The following is a 19,375-nucleotide window of genomic DNA, read 5'->3' on the forward strand; positions in this document are numbered from 1 at the left end:
CGGTAGCTCGTCAGGCTCATAACCTGAAGGCCGCAGGTTCAAATCCTGCCCCCGCAACCAAACTATTCCCATAAAAACAATACGCAAAAGCCCGCCCCGTGCGGGCTTTTTGCGTTCCAGAAGTAGGTCGAGGCGGGCATCCGGGATGCAGCAACCGGATCCGGATCCTTCAGTTCAATTCATTACGAGCCAGGAATTCTGCTGCCTGTATTGTATCCAGGGCACTCGCTGTCTCCCTGAAGTAAGTCAAGGCCTCCCAGAGCGTGCGATCGCCGACGACATAGCGTGGAGAGAGCTTCAGTCGAAGAAGCCTGCATCCTCTTCCCTGAGATATCTCCTGGCCGCTTCGGCGTCGATATCGAGGCCCAGCCCCGGCGCTTCCAGTAGGTCCACCATGCTGTCCTTCACGATCTGCGGCGGCAAGCCGATTACCAGATCCTGCCACCACGGGTCGGAGGCGCTCGGATATTCAAAGGCGATATAATTTGCCGGCAATGTGGCGCAGACATTGATCAACGCGCCGAGCCCCAGCAGGCCGTTAGCGGTGCCGTGCGGTGCCATCAGAATCGAGTGCATGTAGGCATGCTCGGCGACCCATTTGAGTTCGGCAATGCCGCCAATGTCGGCTGGATCGGGGCCGATGACGCGTACCGCCTGCGTCTCGATCAGTTCCTTGAAATTGTGCCGCAGGTAGATCTGCTCACCCGTGTGGATTGGCGTCGAGGTGGAGGTTGTCAGTTCCCGATAGGCCTGCGGATTGACCCACGGCACATAATCGCCAGTCAGCATATCCTCGAGCCACATCAAATTGTACTTCTCGACCGCGCGAGCGAACTTGATCGCATCGGGCAGCATCCAGCCCGGGCCGCAGTCGAGCGCCAGGCTGACTTTGTCGCCCAGCACTTCCTTCATCGCGATCACGCAGTCGAGCATGTGATTGAAACCGCGCTCGCTGATCATGCCCTGATCCATGGCGCCGTGATAGCCGGCCTTCTTCTGCGTCACGCCGTAGTGGAAGTCCTCGATGGTGTCCTTCATGTTGGAGTGGAACGAGATTCCTTGCTTGACCATGAAGAAGTTCTGCGGCTGCTCCATCATCCATTTGACGTCAGCGGCGTAATCCTCCGGCCGGTCGCCCGTGCGTTTCTGGCGAATCGAGCCATTGTAGACGCGCACCTTGTCGCGCACCTTGCCGCCGAGCAGTTTATAAACGGGCACGCCCGCGGCCTTGCCAGCAATATCCCACAGCGCATGCTCAATAGCGCTCACCGCCGCGCCGTATGGCTTGAAAGAGCCGCGTTGGCGGATCTTCAGCATGACTCTCTCGACGTCAGTCGGGTCCTCGCCGATCAGCGCCTCGCGGAAATGCAGCACAAAGGGCTTGAGGTAGGACTTGGTGAATTCGACTTCACCCAAGCCATAGAGGCCCTCGTCGGTTACGATGCGGACGATCGGGTGTTTGCCGATAACGGCGCAGCGGAGATCGGTGATCTTCATCTTCGTTCCTTTTCGCCTCAGCTCCAGGTGCGATCCCAGGAATACTCATCGTCCCAGCGATCCGTGGGCTGCCAAATGCCGGTGACACCCGGCTGCAGATGCTGCGAGATCACCTCGTCGACGACGTCGTCAATCCCCAGGCCCGGCTTGTCCGGGACAGTGATAAAGCCGTCCTTCACCAGTGGCTTGGGAAGCCCCGTGACGATATCGTCCCACCAGTCGACATCGGCGGAATGGTATTCGAGCGCCATGAAATTTTCGGTCGCGGTCGCGACATGTGCCGCGGCCATTGCGGCGATTGGACTTTCTGCCATGTGGATAGCCATGGCGACACCACGGTCCTGCGCCATGTCGCCGATCTTCTTGGTCTCGAGGATGCCCCCACTGGTAAGCAGGTCCGGGTGGATAACGGAGACGCCGCCGCTGTTAAGCAGAGGCTCAAAGCCCTCCTTGAGGTATATGTCCTCGCCAGTGCAGATCGGCACCGTGGTGGCGTCCTGCAGTTGTCTGTATTGCTCGGTATACTGCCATGGGATCACATCCTCGAGCCAGGCTGGCACGTATTTTTCAATTCGCCTGGCAAGGCGAATGCCGTTCTGCATGGAGATATGGCCGATATGGTCGATCGCGAGCGGCACATCCATGCCGATGACCTCACGAACCTCAGCGATGTATTGCTCAAGCAGGTCGAGACCCTTGTCGGAAAAGTGCAGGCCGGTAAACGGGTGCTGGACGTTATGCAAATCGTACGCAGCGTTGCGGACACGCCGCTCTTCAATGGTCTTCAGCGGTCCGCGACTGGGACCGTCGCGGTATCCTTCTAGCGAGCCGGCAGGAAACACGACCGCACCGGGCACATCCGCGATCTGCATCAATCCCAAATCCATCTTGAGGAAGGTGAATCCGAGCTCCATGCGCTGCTTGAGGCGCTTACCGGTCTCAGTACCGCTCGGCACGGTGGCGTCGGTATCGCAGTAGACGCGCACTTTCTCCCGAAACCGGCCGCCGAGCATCTGGTAGATAGGGACGCCATAGGCCTTGCCGGCAAGATCCCATAACGCGATTTCAACCGCCGATACGCCGCCGCCTTGCCGGCCGTGCCCGCCGAACTGCTTGATCCGGCGAAACAGGCGGTCGATGTGGCAAGGGTTCTCGCCAAGCAACCGGCTCTTCAGCATCAGCGCGTAGGTGGCGCTGGCGCCGTCGCGCACCTCGCCAAGCCCGACGATGCCCTGGTTGGTGTAAATCTTGAGTAGCACTGAGGTGAACGGCGCGCCGACAATTTCGGCTACCCGCATGTCGGTGATGCGAAGGTCGGACGGCTTGGAATGTGTGTTCACCCGATTGAGCGCTTCGTCGGCTCCATCTGCCTCTGGCATGATTTATCCTCGTTCTGGTCGGGGGGCTCGTCGTCGCGCACGGCTGCGGCGGCGTAGAGCGTTGCTAGCTAGTCCAGCGCTATCTCGTGATTTTGAAGGTAGTCGCGGTTCATTTCAATGCCGAGACCAGGCTTGGTCGTAAGCTTGAGGCTGCCGTTCGAAACATCCAGTGGTCTGTCGATGAGGTGATCGTATTTGCCCAGGTTCCACTCTGACGTCTCAAGTTTGTAGAAATTAGGAACGGTCATCATCACCTGCGCTCCCGCAACCACGTTGATCGGCCCTGCGGCGTCATGCGGCGAGACCGGGATGTAGTAGGCTTCGCATAGGGCAGAAATCTTCTTGAGTTCGGTAATGCCGCCGGTCCAGGTGACATCAGGCATGATATAGTCGGCGAGCTTGTTTTCGAGCACCGGCACGAAATCCCACTTCGTGTGGCCGCGCTCGCCCCACGAGATAGCGGTGCTGACCTTCTCACGGACCTGTCTGAGAGCGTTGAGGCTCTCCGGTGGACAGGGCTCCTCGAACCAGTCGATCTGACCAGCTTCCTCCAGGCTCCGACAAAGGCGAATGGCGGTGGGAACGTCGAAGCGGCCATGCGCATCGATGAGGATGTCGACATCAGAGCCCGCCGTTTCGCGGATCAGAGCCGTGAGTTCGGCGGCTTCGCGCTCGTCCTTGCGGGTCATGCTGCCGTCGAGGTAGCCGTCCCGCTGTTCGCGGGACTGTCCATCGGCGGTGCGGCCCTGGTGGGGGAAAGGATCGAACTTGAGCGCAGTGTGGCCGGACTCGACGATGTCTCTAATTTCGCGGACCACAGCCTCTTTGCTGGTAAACTTGGCCTGGTTGGGATGGGTGTAGAGCGCGATTTCATCGCGTACCGGTCCGCCCAACAGCTCGTAAATCGGCTTACCAAGAACTTTGCCTCGGATGTCCCAAAGGGCTATGTCGATGGCGCTTACGCATTCGACTGCGGCGCCGCGACTGCCCATGTAGGTGAAACTGCGGAATATCTTGTGCCACAGATACTCGATACGCGCCGGGTCCTCGCCTGTCACAGCGGCACCGATCTGCCGCAGGATCGTGCAGAGGGCGCGATTGGCGAGCCTTGTCGTGGTGGTGATCTCTCCCCAGCCGCTCACCCCCTCGTCGGTCGTCACTTCGACGAACAGAAACTCTCCCCAATAAGAAGCATCGGATCTGATTAGCCACGGCCGAACGCTGGTGATTTTCATCTCAACTGCCTTTACTGAAATGGTCGGGATAACGATATTCCAGGCCGTGTATTCTATCCTGCCCGAGCGGCGTTACGCGCGCGCATGTGTTCGAGGATGTGCCGGCCGGAGCCCTCGACATGGCGTGCAATGAGCTCGGCTGCCTCGTTCGCATTTCCCGCTTTTACATGCGCGATGAGCTCGCGATGCTCGCTAAGGATCGCGGCACGCCGGGCGAGCGTGAAGTTGAAACGCCGGCTCACGGCTCGAAGCACTTCGCGATGCTTCCACCAAAGCTCGGCGGCATGGCGGTTGTAGTGCTTTTGGTACATTACGGTGTGAAAGGCGGTGTCCAGCTCGCTGTGCCTGAACGTGTCGGCGAAGTTGTTCTCTTCAATCAGGCCTTGGATGCGTTCGAGTTCAGCGATGTCCTCGACAGTGGCCATATTCACGAACCATCGCGTCAGTGCCGGCTCGATCAAGACTCCTATCTCGTAGATGTCCCGAACAAAATCCTGATCTATGGGCCGCACGCGCGCTCCGCGGTTGGGAACAAGGGTGACAAAGCCCTCCCCACGCAATAGTTGCAGAGCCTCGCGCACGGGATTGGTTGAGGTGCCGTGACGCCGGGCGAGATCGGTGACCACAAGCCGCTCGTTGGCAGCGAGCCGTCCTTCGATGATGTCTTCCCTGATCAGTTGATAAAGCGAGGCGCCCTCGCTGGAGGCTCCGATAGCGTCGATCCCTTCGGGTGGCTTTGCCTTAAAGTCGCTTGTTTCGGCCAAGGCTGTCCCCAAATCAATACACATATTGCTCGGATATCACGTCAACCTTCTTTAAACAATGTACGATTTATTCAATTGACAGGCAATGTACAATCTGAAAACGTATGATTAGGCCAAAGGGATACATTGGGTGGAAAGTCCCGCGGCCTGGGAGCAAAGACCGCTCGCCTCGACGCAGAGCGGCATGGGAGAAGCTGGAGGATACCTTATGACGAGGATTTCACTCGGCGGTGCCGTCCTACGCGGCACTGTCTGCACTGCTTTGATGGTATCGTTGATGTCTGCGTCTGCGCTGGGTGCGCCGGTCGACTTGAGCAAGTGGTCGCCGGAATATGTGCGCTCCATTGCCGGCACACAGGATTTTGACACGGCGGGCGATTGCGCCAAGGTCACCCCACTCGACTACAAGGGGCGACTGACTTTCTGGTATCAGGGCGTGTTCGAGGGCGACCCCGACCTCCTGCGCCAGTATTACAAGGATTTCTTCGAGACCTTCCGCAAAACCTATCCAAACATCCAGCTTGAGGAACAAGCCCTTACCTATAATGACCTTCTGGATAAGTTCCGGACCGCACTTCTGGGCAATGCAGCGCCCATGGCGGTGCGCCTGCAAATCCTGGGGGGCACCGAGTTCGCCGCAAAAGGCTATCTGGAACCGCTCAAACCCGAGGATGTAGGATATTCGACCGAGGACTTCTGGCCCGGTGCAATGAAGGCCGTAACCTGGGAGGGGGTGACCTACGGCATCCCAACCAACAACGAGACGATGGCGTTCATCTGGAACGCCGACGTCTTCAAGCGTGCAGGCCTCGATCCGGACAAGGCTCCGGCAACCTGGGACGACGTCGTCAAATATTCCAAGCAGATCCACGACAAGCTCGGCATTGCCGGTTACGGCCTCGTGGCGCGCAAGAATGCCGGCAATACGCCGTATCGCTTCATGCCGCAGCTGTGGGCCTATGGCGGCGGCGTCTTCGACGAAGCTACCGCCAACCCGACCTATAAGCAGGTCCAGCTCGATAGCCCCCAGAGCAAAGCGGCATTGCAAGCCTCCTACGATATGTATGTTCGCGACAAGTCGGTTCCGGTTTCGGCGCTCACCAATCAGCAGGCGGATAACCAGCCCCTCTTCCTCGCTGGCCAGCTCGGCATGATGGTCTCGCACCCGTCCGACTACAACGTCATGCTCGACCTGCAGAAGAAGACGACGGGCAGCGACAAGGACAAAGCGCAGACCGTCATCGATAATATGCGCTACGGCCTGATTCCGACTGGCCCCGACGGCAAGCGTGCCGTCGTGTTTGGCGGCTCGAACATTCACATCCTGAAGCCCGAATATGTCGAGGGCGGCAAGGTCGACGAGCCGGCTGCAAAGGCCATCAGCTGCATGTGGGCGAGCCCCGAATGGTCGCTGAAAATGGCCTATGCCGGCTCGAACCCGGGGAACCTTAACGGCTTCAAGACCAAATGGATGAAGGAACGCCTTGATAGTATCAAGTTCCTTGACGTCACGACTTCGATGCTGCCATACGGCATCCCGTTCCCGGCGCTGCCACAGTCCCCCGAGATCATGAACATCATCGTCCCGGACATGCTGCAGAATGCCCTCACCGGAGCCATGACCGTCGACCAAGCAGCGGACGACGCAGCCAAGAAGGTAAAAGACCTGACGGACGGCGGACTCTAGTCCAAGCCTGCCGATCTGACCGGCTGCGCCTCGATTGCAGCCGGTTTCTTCCGAAGAATAAGGGCAGAGCACAGTGACGATCTTGACTGGCAAGGCCGAGGCACGCCGAAGACTGCAACCCGATAGGTCCGGCGTGCTGCGAAAGATTTGGGAGCATCGCGCTGACTACGCATACGTGCTTCCCGCGATCGCCGTGATGCTGATCGTCATTGCCTATCCGATCTACTACACGATCGAGCTGTCGTTCTTCAACACACCGCCTGGCCTGCAACTCCGGGACAAGATTTTCGTCGGCCTCGACAATTACATCGCCATCCTCACAAGTCCGGTGTTCTGGACGGTCACCTCGAACACTCTTATCTGGACATTGGGATCCACTCTCATCGCATTTGTCCTAGGGTTTGGCTGCGCGCTGGCGCTTCATCGTGACTTTCTAGGCCGTGGCATCCTGCGGGCCATCCTGATCATCCCCTGGGTCATCAGCGCGGTCGCCGCGTCCTATATCTGGAAGTGGATCTACCATTCGGACTTCGGGATCATTGGCGCGGTGCTGGTCGGCCTCGGATTGGCCGACCGGCCGCCGAACTTCATCGACAGCGTCAGCACGGTGCTGCCCTCGCTGATCGTCGTCAATATCTGGCGAGAGTTTCCGTTCGCCATGATCATGATGATGGCTGGCCTGCAGACAGTCCCCGACCAGTTGCTGCGTGCCGCAAGGGTCGACGGAGCCAATGCATGGCAGCGGTTCTGGCACGTCACCTTCCCGCACTTGAGAAACGTCTCGACGGTGACGATCCTTCTGCTGGCAGTGGCCAACTTCAATTCATTCATCATCCCCTGGATCATGACCGGCGGCGGGCCGTCGAACGCATCGCATATCTGGATCACCCACATTTATGAGCTCGCCTTCGGCCGCCAGCGCTGGGGGGTGGCATCGGCCTATTCGGTGCTGCTGTTCCTGATCCTGATGTCGCTCGGCTACTTCTACGTCCGTGCGCTAAGCGGCAACGAGCGGAAGGATGGCAGCGCATGAGCACGATTGCCGAGACTACTCCTCGAGGCCCGGCCCGTCGCCGTATGCGCATCGACGGATGGCGGTGGGGCGGACGCATCTTCCTCGTGTTCATGATGCTTTACACCGCGTTGCCGATGATCTGGATGCTGATCACCTCGATCAAGTCCGGCTTCGCGGCCATGCAATTCCCGCCGCAATGGTGGCCTGACCAACCCACTCTTGCCAGCTACCAGAAGCTGCTCGATCCGCAAAACAGCGTCGGCCAGGACTTCCTCCGCTTCTTCTGGAACAGCCTTTTCGTCTCCACCGCCACGACCATCCTTTCGGTCATCGTGGCAGTTCCTGCGGCCTACGCGTTTTCGCGCTTCACCTTCCCGGGCCGGAACTTTCTGTTCTTCGCCGTCTTGCTTCGCAACATGTTCCCGGCCGTGATCTTTCTCGTGCCGCTCTTCATCCTGATGCGCGCGATCGGGCTGGTGAACACGCATGCGTCGCTCGTCCTCACCTACCTCACATTCGGTCTGCCGCTGGCAATCTGGCTCCTCAAGGGCTTCTACGACAACATTCCGGTGCAACTCGAGCAGGCGGCGCGCATCGACGGCGCGACGCGGTTCCAGGCCTTTATCCTGATCGTGATGCCGCTCTCGACGCCAGGAATCATCGCCACGGCGATCTATTCCTTTATCGGCGCGTGGAACGAATACATCTACGCCTACACCTTCCTCTCCAAGAACGAGCAGTTGACACTGCCGGTCGGCATCCAGCGCTTCTTCTCGGAAAATACGACGGACTTTCCGGGCCTGATGGCGGCCAGCTTTATGATGAGCGTGCCCGTCGTGGTCCTGTTCCTCGTCCTGCAACGATACTTCGTACGCGCCCTCACGGAAGGCGCAGTCAAGCACTAGAGGAGTTGCCGTTGGCCCACGTGGTCCTTAAAGATCTGGTCAAGACCTATGGCAGCTTCAAAGCTGTCAACAATGTTTCGCTGACGGTCAACGACGGCGAATTCGTTGCGCTCGTCGGCCCTTCAGGCTGCGGCAAGACAACCACACTCAATCTTGTGGCGGGGCTCATCCCCATCACATCTGGCGACATCTTCATCGGCGACAGGGTGGTCAACGACCTCGACCCCAAGGACCGGGACATCGCAATGGTGTTCCAGAACTACGCGCTCTATCCGCAGAAATCGGTCTACAAAAACCTGGCCTTCCCGCTGCAGATGCGCAAACTGCCAAGGGACGAGATCGACAAGAAGGTCAAGGAAGCAGCGCGAGTGCTCGACATGACGCAGTTGCTCGAGCGCAAGCCACGCGAACTTTCGGGCGGGCAACAGCAGCGCGTGGCGCTCGGCCGTGCCCTCGTTCGCGATCCGGCGGTATTCCTGATGGATGAACCACTCTCCAACCTCGACGCCAAGCTGCGCGTGCAGATGCGGTCGGAGATCAAGCGTTTCCACCAGGACCTCAAGGCGACGATCATCTACGTGACGCACGACCAGCTCGAAGCGGTAACTATGGCCGACAGGATGGCGGTGATGAACGGTGGCTACCTGCAGCAATACGATTCACCGGCGCAGGTCTTTGCCCATCCGGTGAACATGTTCGTCGCCAGCTTCATCGGCAGCCCGGCGATGAGCCTTGTTCCGCTGGAGGCGTCAACGGCAAACGGCAACACTGTGTTGACCAGCGCGGAGGGCTGGCGCCTCGAGCTCTCGCCAGAAAACGCTCAGAAGGTCTCAAGGGCAACAACCAAGAAAGTCGTGCTCGGCGCACGTCACTCGACGATCAAGCTGCACAAGAGTCCGGTGCCAGGAAGCATTCCCGCCAAGGCCTATACGGTGGAGCCGACCGGAGACGTCACCTTCGTACAGGCGTTCCTGTCTGGCGCCATCATCAATGTCAGCGTGCCGCCGACCATTGCCGTCGCGCCGGACGAACAGATTTGGCTCGAGTTCGACCAGGAGCGGATGCATCTGTTCGACGGCGTAACAGAAATGGCCCTCAAAGCCAACTGAGACCAAGCGGATGCGTGTGAAACGAGGGCGTGGATGACTACGAAGCTTAAAATCACGGCGATCAAGCCCTATCCGGTATGGGTAGGAACGCGCAACCAGATGCTGGTCAAGGTCGAGACTGACAACGGCATCTTCGGCTGGGGCGAGAGCGGCTTGAGCGGTCGCGAGAAGGCCGTGGCCGGCGCGATCGAGCACTATCGCGAGTTTCTGATCGGCCGCGACCCGATGCAGATTGGTCGCATCTGGCAAGAAGTCTATCGTAGCCAATACTTCGAAGGCGGGCGCGTTCTGCAGGCGGCGATTTCCGCCATCGACATTGCCCTTCACGACATCAAGGGCAAGGCGCTGGGGGTGCCGGCCTACGACCTGCTGGGCGGCAAGCAGCGCGACCGCATTCCTACCTTCGCCTCGACCGGTGACGAGGCCGAGGGCGATGTTGCCATCGAACGAGCCCGCGAACTACGCGCACAAGGATGGCAGGCGATCCGCTTCTTCCCCATCGGGCAAAACAACAAGGACTTCTTTGAGCCGCGTGAGTCGATCGGCGCTACCGCAACGATGCTAAACAAGGCGCGCGAGGCGCTGGGCGACGATGTCGTCCTCGGCATCGACTATCATCATCGGCTGTCGGTGGCAGAGGCGGCGAGTTTCTGCAACAAGCTCAGCCGTGGTGTGCTTGATTTCCTCGAGGAGCCGATACGGGACGAGACACCCGAGGCCTACGAATCCCTGCGCACGATGACCGACATCCCGTTCGCCATCGGCGAGGAATTTGCCAGCAAGTGGCAATTCCTGCCCTACATCGAGCGTGGCATCCATCAGTTCAACCGGCTCGATGTTTGCAATGTTGGCGGGCTCACCGAAGCGATGAAGGTTGCTGGCTGGAGCGAGGCGCACTATGTGGACCTGATGCCGCACAATCCCCTTGGCCCAGTCTGCACGGCCGCGACCATCCATCTCGCCGCCGCGGTGCCGAATTTCGCCTGGCTCGAGACCAGGGTGCCCGAAGCGAAGCTCGGCTTCGACAATTCCGACTTCTTCCCCGTGCAACCACGGCTCGACGGCCCCGACTATCCGGTCAGCGATCTGCCGGGGCTCGGCGTCGAGGTCAACGAAGAGGCGATCAAGGCGGAGAGCTTTCGTTTCTGGGAAGCGCCTCACCTGAAGCGCCGCGACGGTTCTGTCACAAACTGGTAGTTTCATCCATCGGAGCCCAAAATGACGCATACTCCCGACATTACGCGACCGCCCAAAGAGCTGATCGACGCATTGAAGGAAATCGGCGCTGCGACGGTTGCCGGCACGCTTGGCCACATGGGCTTCCGCAATCCGCACATGGTCGGTCCCGTACCGCAGAACCGCGGGAAGTCGATCGTCGGGCCGGCGCTGACGCTTCAATTCATGCCGCAGCGGCCGGACCTCTTCACCGAAGGGGAATATGCCGATCCGGAGACACAGTTGCACCGGCACGTGCTCTATCACGCGCAGGAGGGCGATGTGGTCGTGGTCGACGCGCGCGGCGACATGAGCTCGGGCGTCTTCGGCGATATGATGTCGACCTATTTCAAAGGCAGAGGCGGCGCTGGCATCGTGATCGATGGGTGCATGCGCGATCGGCCCAATGTCGAGAAGCTGGATCTCCCTCTATGGCTACGTGGCTGGACTCCGAACTACCATGTGCAGACCAGCATCTATCCGAATGCGGTCAACGTTCCGATTGCCTGCGGCGGTGTCACGGTAATCCCCGGCGACATCATCGTCGCCGACGATGACGGGGTGGTGGTGCTTCCAGTCGCAATGGCGTCGAAGGTAATCGAAGAGTCGCAAAAGCATCACGATTGGGAGGAGTTCTCGCGCGTGAAGCTTATGGAGGGCGGGTCGTTGCAGCGCTACTATCCGCTGCATGACGATGCCCGCGGAGAATACGAAGAGTGGCGCAAAGCAAACCGCTTGGAGAACCGAAGTTAGCCTATTGATTACCCTCGGCGGGCCGCGAACCTTCTGAGGTATCGCCGACGTCTACGCAAAAAATAGGGAGTCGAATTTCGCCGTGCGAGACCGCCGGCGGCAACTTCTTCGAACAACTTCCCGGGGATCACGAGGTGCATCTCCTGTCGATGATCCTGCATGATCGGGACGAGGCCAAGAACCGCGCCCTGCTGCGCCGGTCCTTCGAGGCTTTGCCGAGCGGCGGCGCAGTGATCATTAGCGAGCTTCTCGTCAATGACGAAAAGACCGGGCCGGCGCCGGCCGCGCTAATGAGCCTCAACATGCTGATCGTGGCGGAAGGGCGAAACTACGCGCCGGCCGAATATTCGGCGTGGATCGAGGAAGCCGGAGTCCGGGACATCGAGACGGTCTGATCGGCCTAAAATATGAAACTTGATCTAAATCAGAGCATGATGTCGTCCGAAAACCGAGCACACTTTTCGGCATCATGCTCCAGAGCAACGGGACGGAGGGAAGCATGAGCATTCACGACTTCGGATCTGCTGCCACGCGCGTCGCGTCGCGCGCGGCCAGGCGGGTGTTGCCCGCAGCATTCGCAGCGCTGGCGGCGACGATTGGATCGTCGCCTGCCGGCGCGGCCGACAGCAAGCTGGTCGAACGGGGGAAATACCTGGTGACCATCGCGAGCTGCACCGATTGCCACACGCCGGGACATTTCCTCGGTAAGCCGGACATGACGCGTCACCTCGGCGGCTCCGAGGTCGGCTTCGAGATCCCTAATGTCGGGGTCTTCTACGGGCCTAACCTCACGGCCGATGAGGCGACGGGCCTCGGGCGCTGGAGCGAGCGCGATATCGTCACGGCGATCCGGACGGGCAAGCGCCCCGACGGACGCATGCTTGCTCCGGTCATGCCGTGGCCCGCATTGGCGAAGCTCACCGACTCTGACGCCGCGGCGATTGCGGCCTATCTCAAGAGCCTGCCGCCGGTGAGCAACAAGGTGCCGGGACCGTTCGGGCCGGGCGAGGCGCCGACTTCGTTCGTGATGAAGATCGTGGCGCCGGCGGAGAAATAGGGCCGGCGCATTGCAGGGCGGCGCCCCTCCCATTGCCGGCTCGCGACTCGCGCGGAGTCGCCCCGGACGATTGCGCCGGAGTTCAGTTCGGGAAGAGAACCTCGCCCTTGCCGAGCCCGCATTTTCGCCGCCTGCCGCGCTTTTTGAAGCAGCGCGATCAACGGTTTGCTCCCTCCGTCCTGAGTATTTGCCACGCGAAACTTGTTTCCAGACTGCGTATCGCCTCCACATTGCGCTTTACAACTATATAACATAGTTGCTACGTTACTAGCGATGGAAAGCGGGCCTGCTGACTGGTTGTTGGACTGCCCTTAATGAAGGACGCTGCGACGATGTCTGGGACCTATGCCACTTTTTCCGACGATAGTTTTGCGGGCCGAAGCGTCCTTATCACGGGCGCAGCGAGCGGAATGGGTCTTGAAACGGCAAGGGCCTTCGCCAGCAAGGGCGCGGAAGTCGTCATGGCCGATCGTGACGAGGCGGGGCTGAAGCGCTACGGTGCGGAACTGCGCAGTGGCGGCGCGGCTGTTCACACCGTGACGGTGGATGTCAGCGATCAGGAAAGCATCGACAAGGCCTTCGATTATTGTGACGCCAATCTCGCGCGTCTCGATAACGTCGTGACATGTGCGGCGATCATCACAGCCAAGCGTATATTCGAGCAGGATCGGGCGCATTGGCATCGCGTGCTCGATGTCAATTTGCTCGGCACCTTCTTCGTCGTGCAGGGCGCAGTCAAACGCATGCTCGACAACCCCGATGGCGGCAACATCGTCTGTATCGCCTCGGATGCCGGCGTGCATGGCGGCGGTGGGCTGATTGCCGATACCGCCTATGCGGCATCGAAGGCCGGGACCCTGTCGATGGTCAAGTCGGTGGCGCGCGAACTTGCGGGCAAGAAGATCCGCATCAACGCGCTGAACCCCGGGCCGACGGATTCCCCGATGCACTCCCATATCGACCAGTCGCTGAAGGAGCGCATCGCCGGCAATCTGCCGATGCGGCGCATGGGACGGCCGGAGGACATGGCGGCGGCAATCATGTTCCTGTGCTCGGATGCAGCCAGCTTTACCTACGGCGCCGCGCTCGATGTCGATGGCGGATCGATGTTCCGCTAGATCGGGGAGGGGATAAAGGCATGCAGCAGACAGCCCGCCGTTATGCCTATTCGGCTGATATTCCCGAACTCGATGATGTCGATGTGCTCGTCATCGGGGGCGGACCATCGGGATTATCGGCGGCGGTCGCGGCGGCACGTCTTGGCGTGCGGGTACGCCTTGTGGAGCGCTACGGCTTCCTCGGCGGCAACCTCACGGCGGGTCTCGTCGGCCCCTGCATGACCTCCTATTCGCTCGACGGCAGCCAGCAACTGATCCGCGGCATCTACGAAGAATTCGTTCAGCGGATGATGGCGCTCGGCGGCGCGCTGCATCCGAGTACGATCCCGGCAGGTTCGGCCTATTGTGGCTTCATCGTCTACGGCCACGACAAGGTGACCCCTTTCCAGCCTGAGGCGGCGAAGGTCGCGGCGCAGCGCATGTGCGTCGAGGCGGGCGTGGAATTATTGCTGCACACCATGGTCGTCGATGCGATCGTCGATGACCATGATGCGGACAATCCCCGGGTGCTCGGTGTGGTTTGCGCCGGCAAGGGCGGGCTGAGGAGCGTTCGTGCCAAGGTCGTCGTCGATTGCTCGGCCGATGGCGATGTCGCCCATTATGCCGGTGTCCATACCCGCCAGGGGCGGGAAAGCGACGGCCTTTCCCAGCCGCAGACACTGTTCTTCCGCGTGCAGAACGTCGACGACCAGGTGGTGGAGGATTACATCCGCGCGCATCCGCAGGATTTTCGGCCTTTCGCCTCGATCGTCGCCAAGGCGACAGCCGAGGGCCGCTTTCCCGCGCCTCGCCGCGGCATCGGCCTTTACAAGACCATGGAACCCGGCGTCTGGCGCATCAATACCGGCCGCGTGTTGCGCCGCAATGGGGCTGACGCCCTTGAGCTCTCACTTGCCGAGGTCGAAGGCCGGGAGCAGACCGTGGCGCTGCTCGATTTCTTCCGCGACAACCTGCCCGGCTTTGAGCAGGTGGAGCTGCGGGACACGGCAACGCAGATCGGCGTGCGGGAAACCCGACGGATCGACGGCGCCTACGAACTGACGCTGCAAGATTTGCATTCCGGCCGCACCTTCGAAGATGTCGTAGCGTTGTGCGGCTATCCGCTCGATATTCACGATCCCACAGGCTCGGGCGGTGGTACCGGTGGCGAGGGGCTTGATGCGGCCAATATCTACCAGATACCTTACCGGGTGATGCTGCCGCGCGTTCATGAGGGCCTGCTGGTGTCCGGCCGCGCGGTTTCGGCGACGCATGAGGCGCTCAGCGCCATTCGCGTCATGCCGCCCTGTTTTGCGCTCGGCCAGGCGGCCGGTGTTGCCGCAGCACTTTCGGTCGGCAACAGGGCCAGCCCCCGGCATGTCGACTACGCGGATTTGCGCAGGGAACTTCTGGCCCAGGGCGCCTATCTTGGCTGACGGAAGGTGAAGGCGGGGAAGCGATACCCGCGTTTCTCAAATCAAGCCTTCAGATGAAGGGTCACGAGCACGGTGCATTCAGCGCCATCGGCAAAGCGGGTTGCAACGCGCAGCCAATTGCCGAAGGCGTTGAGCCGGGCCACGGCAATGCCGTCCTGTTCGCCCGGCATGACGAATTCCGTTCCTTCTCGAACCCAGTGCATGCCGTCAGGCGAGATCTCCACCCAGCCCTTGGGTACAGTGCCGACGGGAGGCTTCAATGCCCGAATAAAGAACACGGCTTCATGCGCCCAGCCGGCCTCATAGGGTTCGCTCGCGGCGTCACCGCTCCAGCGCTCATTGCGGGTTATCACCGCCGTGATGTTTTCGGGAAGCATCAAAAATCCCCTGAAATGCAGATGGAATCGACATAGAGAAAGGCGCGCTTGGCGACATCCGTCTCGGCGAACAGGCAGAAGTTCAGCATGCACCAGAGGTTTTTCATCGCCGGAATCCGGATCGACTCGAAGCCGGATACATCGAAATTCCGGTCGTTGCATTGCAAGCCGGTCGCCTTCATGGAGGCGAGGTCGAAATCGAAGCGCACATAGCTCCAGTTCACTTTCGTCGGGATCTCGTTGTAGCAGAGCCGTTGTTCACCATCCGGCAGGTCCAGCCAGCCTTCGGGCGCCAGGTGATAGTGGCTTACGGTCTTGTCTTCCCGGCCGATGGCTGTGAAGGACGTGGTCTCACGTTTGTACTGCCACTTCTGCAAGTGCTTGCCGTCGAGTGCATTGAGAAAGCGCAGATGTGGCATAACCCGCTCGCCGTCTCCGTCGCGATCGCCGCATTGCAGGTCGAACAGGAAGCCGATCGATCGCACGTCGGTTTCCGATAGTTTCAGTTCCGTCGCTTCCGGCTTGAACGTGAAGAAAATCTCGAAGCGGATCGGCCCGCGCTTGCGGAAGGTATGACGCTTGATTGCAACGTTCTGCGCACCCGGTTTTGCCTTTGTGGCGATCTTTAGCGCATAGGACGAATCCATGCCGCCGTGGGATCCTGCATCCCAATGCCCGAGAGTTGAGAGCATGGCGCTCGAGTGCTGGGCAAAGCCCGGCAGCATGACGTCGAGGCTGTCCTCGTAATTGCCGACCAACTGTGACCAGCCGCAATGCCCGCGCGAAAAATCATCAAACGACAGGATGCGCGGCAGAGGATCGAAACGGCTAAGCGCCGGATCTGCGCGAAGCATGGCGAGCCTCATGGCTTCCATTATGTCGGCTGTGGAAGAGGGGGCTGATGTCGTCATTATGGCGTTGACCTCACTGCATGCGGAGCCGGCTGACGGCGTCCCAATCGATTTCGATGCCGAGACCCGGCCGTGTCGGCACGTCGAGCCTGCCGTTCTTCTGGCGCAGGCAGCCGGGCGCCAGATCGGCCAGGTCGCGCTTGAAGGGGCTAAGATCGCATTCGCATTCCATCACCCGGAAATTCGGAAGGGCGGCCGCCAGATGCGCGCTGGCCGTCTCGCAGATAATGCCGGACATGCCGATATGCGGTGCGTAGCCCACATCATGGAGGGCGGCATAGTCGGCCATGCGCCGTGTTTCGGATATGCCGCCGGCACGCGCGACATCCGGCTGCAGGATTGAAAGGGTGCGGTTGGCGACGAGACGCTGCGCCTGATCGGCGGTAAAGTTGCTCTCTCCGGCTGCGAGCGGCACGTCGCAGCGTTTGCGAAGTTCTTCGTAGCCTTGCTCGTTTTCCGGCGCCAGCGGTTCCTCGAACCAGAAGTAGCCGTTGGCCGAAAGTGCCCTGCCGACTTCGATCGCCTGGTCCAGATCATAGGCCCAGTTGGCGTCCACACAGAGTTCGATATCGTCGCCGGCGCGTTTGCGCAGCCGTTCGATGCGCCGGCAGGCTTCCCGGACGGGATTGGCCATCTTGACTTTGATGCGAGGGAATCCCTCGCCGATATAGCGCTCCAGTTCCCGATCCGCCTCAGCATCGTCGACCCAGTTTACGGCGGCGGCATAGACCTCGATCGTTTCCCGGCCGATGCCGCCAAGCAGCTTGGTGATCGGCATGCCCGCGGCCTTGCCCATGATGTCCCACAGCGCAATGTCGACGCCAGCGATCGCCTCGATCAGCATGCCGCCGGCACGGCCTGACAGCGAGCGCCGCATGGATTGCCAGAGCGCGCCGATGTTGCGTGCGTCCTGTCCGATCAGCCGTGGCTTTAACGAGGTTTCGATAAGCTCCACATAGGCCTTGGGCGAAAACCGGGCCAGAACCTCACCGACGCCGACGATGCCGGCATCGGTGCGCACCTCGACGAGAACCATCGAGACCTTGTGATAGGTGCCCCAGGACGTGACGGTCGGTTTGGGCAGCGTCTGACTGAGCGGATGAGCGACGACATCTGAAATGAGGATCGCCGGTCCGGTCGAACGTTGCACAGAATCCATCGGCTCTTTCGTTCCCAATGTTTTGCTCGCTGCTCTTGGTTTTGCTCGCTGCTTTGGGGCGTGTCTGTTATTCCTAGCTAGATGTTGGCGACTTGGCAACTGATAAACCTAGTTGCTAAGTTGGAAACTGCATGTTAGCTTTGTGAAGATGAGGATCGAAATGACTGAAACTCCCGAAAGGAAGCCCGTTTTCACCGCCAAGCCGCCAAACCCTTCGCGGTTGGCGGATGGGGTGTCCGACGCGATTGCCGCCGCACTCTTTGATGGGCGCATCTCGCCTGGCGAGCCGTTGCCGCCCGAAGGGGAGATCGCCAGGGAGTTCGGCGTCTCGAAGCCGATCGCCCGCGAGGCGCTTCGTCAGCTGACGGCAGCCGGGCTGATCTTCACCCAACAAGGCAAGGTTGCCCGCGCCAAGGCACTGAGCGGCGAATCGATGGACAAAATCTACGGCTACGCGGTGCGTTCCAGCCTCAAGCGGCTTCGCGAAGCCAATGAAATGCGCCGCGTTGTCGAGACGGGAATTGCCCGGCTCGCCGCCGAGCGTCGCGATCCGGAGGGTCTGGATATCATGCGGCAGGGCTTGGCGGGCATGCTGGCTTCCGTCCAGGAGCCCTCCGGCTTTACCGCCGCCGATATCCTGTTTCACCTTGGCCTTGCCGTGACGACGGGCAATTACATGATCCGCGTGCACATGGAGAGCATGCGTTCCGTGCAGCGCGAGGTGTCGGAATTGTTTTCACGTCGCGCCAATCGCAGCGACGCTGACTGGCGGGCCACGATTGACCGGCATCAGGCGATCTACGACGCAATTGCAGTTGGTGATGCCGACCTCGCCGAGCAAAAAATCCGGGAGCATTTCGAAGCTGCCGACATTGCCTCGCTCGAGGTGGCCGACAAGTTGAAAGATGCCGAGCGATGAGCGCCGCGCGCTTCTCACTGAAAGGCCGGCGCGTGCTGGTAACCGGTGCCAGTTCCGGTATCGGTCGGGCTGTTGCGCTTGGCCTTGCGGAGCATGGAGCGGAACTGATCCTTCATCATTTCGGTAATGAGACGGGCGCGCGTGAGGTGGCCCGGGCGACCGGCGGCACAGCGCCGGTACTGGAAGCAGACTTCACCGACGGGCGTGCGACGCAGGCTTTTGCCGATGAAGTGCTCAAAACACACGGCCCGATCGATACCCTCATTGCCAATGCCGCTATCGAACATCGGCGGCCCTGGCAGGAATTGGATGAGGCGCATGTCAACGCCCATGTGGCATCGAATTTCTCGGCGCTGCTGACGCTGACGGCAAAGCTGGTTCCACCGATGGCCGAGCGGGGCTGGGGCAGGGTCGTCGCCACAGGCAGTATCATGGCGGTGCGGCCGCGGGCGGAAACGGTTGTTTATGCGTCGCTCAAGGCGGCGCAGTTGACTGCGATCAGGTCGATTGCGCGCGAAATCGGACATCGCGGCGTCACGCTGAATGTGGTTTCGCCGGGTGCGATCGAGATCGAAGCCAATGCCGCGCGCTACGGCGACCCGGCGTTCCGCAAAGCGGTTGCCGCCAAGATCCCTGTGGGCAGGCCGGGCCAGCCGCAGGACCTGGTTGGGGCGTTTGTTTTTTTGTGCAGCGATGCTGCCAGCTACATTACGGGTGCAAATATCCCGGTCGACGGAGGATGGTCGATCGGAGACGCGCCCGGGAGCCTTCCGCACGCTGCCGGGTGAGCGGCCTTGCGGCAAGGTTTTCGAGATCATGCGGCGGAACCACCCGCCGCAGCTTACCGCCAAACTCCGGGC

General features: G+C 60.5%; 19 protein-coding genes. 12 read left to right on the forward strand and 7 right to left on the reverse strand.

Going from position 1 to position 19,375, the window contains the following annotated elements; translation table 11 throughout:
• Positions 1 to 297 precede the first annotated feature (297 nt).
• From GR198_RS00005 to GR198_RS00020, 4 genes are all read right to left on the reverse strand, one after another.
• Entirely contained in the window at positions 298 to 1,497 is a 1,200-nt protein-coding gene (locus GR198_RS00005) for a mandelate racemase/muconate lactonizing enzyme family protein (RefSeq protein ID WP_164066929.1), read from the reverse strand.
• A gap of 17 nt (positions 1,498 to 1,514) precedes the next feature.
• Positions 1,515 to 2,876 (reverse strand): mandelate racemase/muconate lactonizing enzyme family protein, encoded by a 1,362-nt coding sequence (locus GR198_RS00010; protein ID WP_164066931.1) that lies wholly within the window; start codon positions 2,874 to 2,876, stop codon positions 1,515 to 1,517.
• A gap of 68 nt (positions 2,877 to 2,944) precedes the next feature.
• On the reverse strand, positions 2,945 to 4,111 hold the full coding sequence (locus GR198_RS00015; protein ID WP_029872524.1) for a mandelate racemase/muconate lactonizing enzyme family protein: 1,167 nt from the start codon (positions 4,109 to 4,111) through the stop codon (positions 2,945 to 2,947).
• Positions 4,112 to 4,164: 53 nt separating this feature from the next.
• Positions 4,165 to 4,875: a GntR family transcriptional regulator gene (locus GR198_RS00020; protein ID WP_029872523.1), complete on the reverse strand. Its 711-nt coding sequence runs from the start codon at positions 4,873 to 4,875 to the stop codon at positions 4,165 to 4,167.
• A gap of 208 nt (positions 4,876 to 5,083) precedes the next feature.
• On the opposite strand from GR198_RS00020, the gene GR198_RS00025 reads away from it, so the two are divergent.
• The 10 genes from GR198_RS00025 (at position 5,084) to GR198_RS00070 (ending at position 15,149) form a co-directional block, all read left to right on the forward strand.
• Positions 5,084 to 6,562: an ABC transporter substrate-binding protein gene (locus tag GR198_RS00025; protein WP_003542594.1), complete on the forward strand. Its 1,479-nt coding sequence runs from the start codon at positions 5,084 to 5,086 to the stop codon at positions 6,560 to 6,562.
• A gap of 73 nt (positions 6,563 to 6,635) precedes the next feature.
• A complete protein-coding gene (locus GR198_RS00030; RefSeq protein ID WP_028743224.1) occupies positions 6,636 to 7,595 on the forward strand; it encodes a carbohydrate ABC transporter permease in 960 nt (319 codons plus the stop codon).
• Positions 7,592 to 8,482 carry a carbohydrate ABC transporter permease gene (locus tag GR198_RS00035; protein ID WP_003542591.1) on the forward strand — a complete coding sequence of 297 codons (891 nt, stop codon included), beginning with the start codon at positions 7,592 to 7,594 and terminating at the stop codon, positions 8,480 to 8,482. The genes GR198_RS00030 and GR198_RS00035 overlap by 4 nt, the downstream gene beginning before the upstream one ends.
• A gap of 11 nt (positions 8,483 to 8,493) precedes the next feature.
• Positions 8,494 to 9,591 (forward strand): ABC transporter ATP-binding protein, encoded by a 1,098-nt coding sequence (locus GR198_RS00040; protein WP_164066933.1) that lies wholly within the window; start codon positions 8,494 to 8,496, stop codon positions 9,589 to 9,591.
• Between the two features lie 33 nt (positions 9,592 to 9,624).
• Complete coding sequence (locus tag GR198_RS00045; protein ID WP_164066935.1) at positions 9,625 to 10,788, forward strand: mandelate racemase/muconate lactonizing enzyme family protein; 1,164 nt, start codon at positions 9,625 to 9,627, stop codon at positions 10,786 to 10,788.
• Positions 10,789 to 10,809: 21 nt separating this feature from the next.
• Positions 10,810 to 11,559 (forward strand): ribonuclease activity regulator RraA, encoded by a 750-nt coding sequence (locus GR198_RS00050; RefSeq protein WP_029872520.1) that lies wholly within the window; start codon positions 10,810 to 10,812, stop codon positions 11,557 to 11,559.
• A gap of 74 nt (positions 11,560 to 11,633) precedes the next feature.
• On the forward strand, positions 11,634 to 11,954 hold the full coding sequence (locus GR198_RS00055; protein WP_280806047.1) for a methyltransferase: 321 nt from the start codon (positions 11,634 to 11,636) through the stop codon (positions 11,952 to 11,954).
• Between the two features lie 104 nt (positions 11,955 to 12,058).
• Positions 12,059 to 12,616: a c-type cytochrome gene (locus GR198_RS00060; protein WP_164066937.1), complete on the forward strand. Its 558-nt coding sequence runs from the start codon at positions 12,059 to 12,061 to the stop codon at positions 12,614 to 12,616.
• 314 nt (positions 12,617 to 12,930) lie between these two features.
• The gene (locus tag GR198_RS00065) at positions 12,931 to 13,734 is read left to right on the forward strand and encodes an SDR family NAD(P)-dependent oxidoreductase (RefSeq protein WP_029872517.1); all 804 of its coding nucleotides are present in this window, start codon (positions 12,931 to 12,933) and stop codon (positions 13,732 to 13,734) included.
• A gap of 20 nt (positions 13,735 to 13,754) precedes the next feature.
• Positions 13,755 to 15,149, forward strand: coding sequence for an FAD-dependent oxidoreductase (locus GR198_RS00070; RefSeq protein WP_029872516.1), 1,395 nt, complete (start codon positions 13,755 to 13,757; stop codon positions 15,147 to 15,149).
• Positions 15,150 to 15,190: 41 nt separating this feature from the next.
• Here GR198_RS00070 and GR198_RS00075 read toward each other — a convergent pair whose 3' ends face one another.
• Genes GR198_RS00075 through GR198_RS00085 form a run of 3 tightly spaced genes read right to left on the reverse strand, consistent with a single transcriptional unit; the run spans position 15,191 to position 17,596 of the window.
• Positions 15,191 to 15,526, reverse strand: coding sequence for a hypothetical protein (locus GR198_RS00075; protein ID WP_029872515.1), 336 nt, complete (start codon positions 15,524 to 15,526; stop codon positions 15,191 to 15,193).
• A complete protein-coding gene (locus GR198_RS00080; RefSeq protein WP_029872514.1) occupies positions 15,526 to 16,392 on the reverse strand; it encodes a DUF6772 family protein in 867 nt (288 codons plus the stop codon). The genes GR198_RS00075 and GR198_RS00080 overlap by 1 nt, the downstream gene beginning before the upstream one ends.
• 58 nt (positions 16,393 to 16,450) lie before the next feature.
• Entirely contained in the window at positions 16,451 to 17,596 is a 1,146-nt protein-coding gene (locus GR198_RS00085) for a mandelate racemase/muconate lactonizing enzyme family protein (protein WP_029872513.1), read from the reverse strand.
• Between the two features lie 160 nt (positions 17,597 to 17,756).
• Between GR198_RS00085 and GR198_RS00090 the strand changes: the two genes are divergently transcribed.
• Entirely contained in the window at positions 17,757 to 18,515 is a 759-nt protein-coding gene (locus tag GR198_RS00090) for a FadR/GntR family transcriptional regulator (protein ID WP_164053865.1), read from the forward strand.
• The gene (locus GR198_RS00095; protein ID WP_029872511.1) at positions 18,512 to 19,303 is read left to right on the forward strand and encodes an SDR family NAD(P)-dependent oxidoreductase; all 792 of its coding nucleotides are present in this window, start codon (positions 18,512 to 18,514) and stop codon (positions 19,301 to 19,303) included. Before GR198_RS00090 ends, GR198_RS00095 begins: the two co-directional genes overlap by 4 nt.
• The last annotated feature ends 72 nt before the right edge of the window (positions 19,304 to 19,375 follow it).

This window comes from Rhizobium leguminosarum (assembly GCF_010668065.1).
Lineage (GTDB): Bacteria > Pseudomonadota > Alphaproteobacteria > Rhizobiales > Rhizobiaceae > Rhizobium > Rhizobium leguminosarum_S.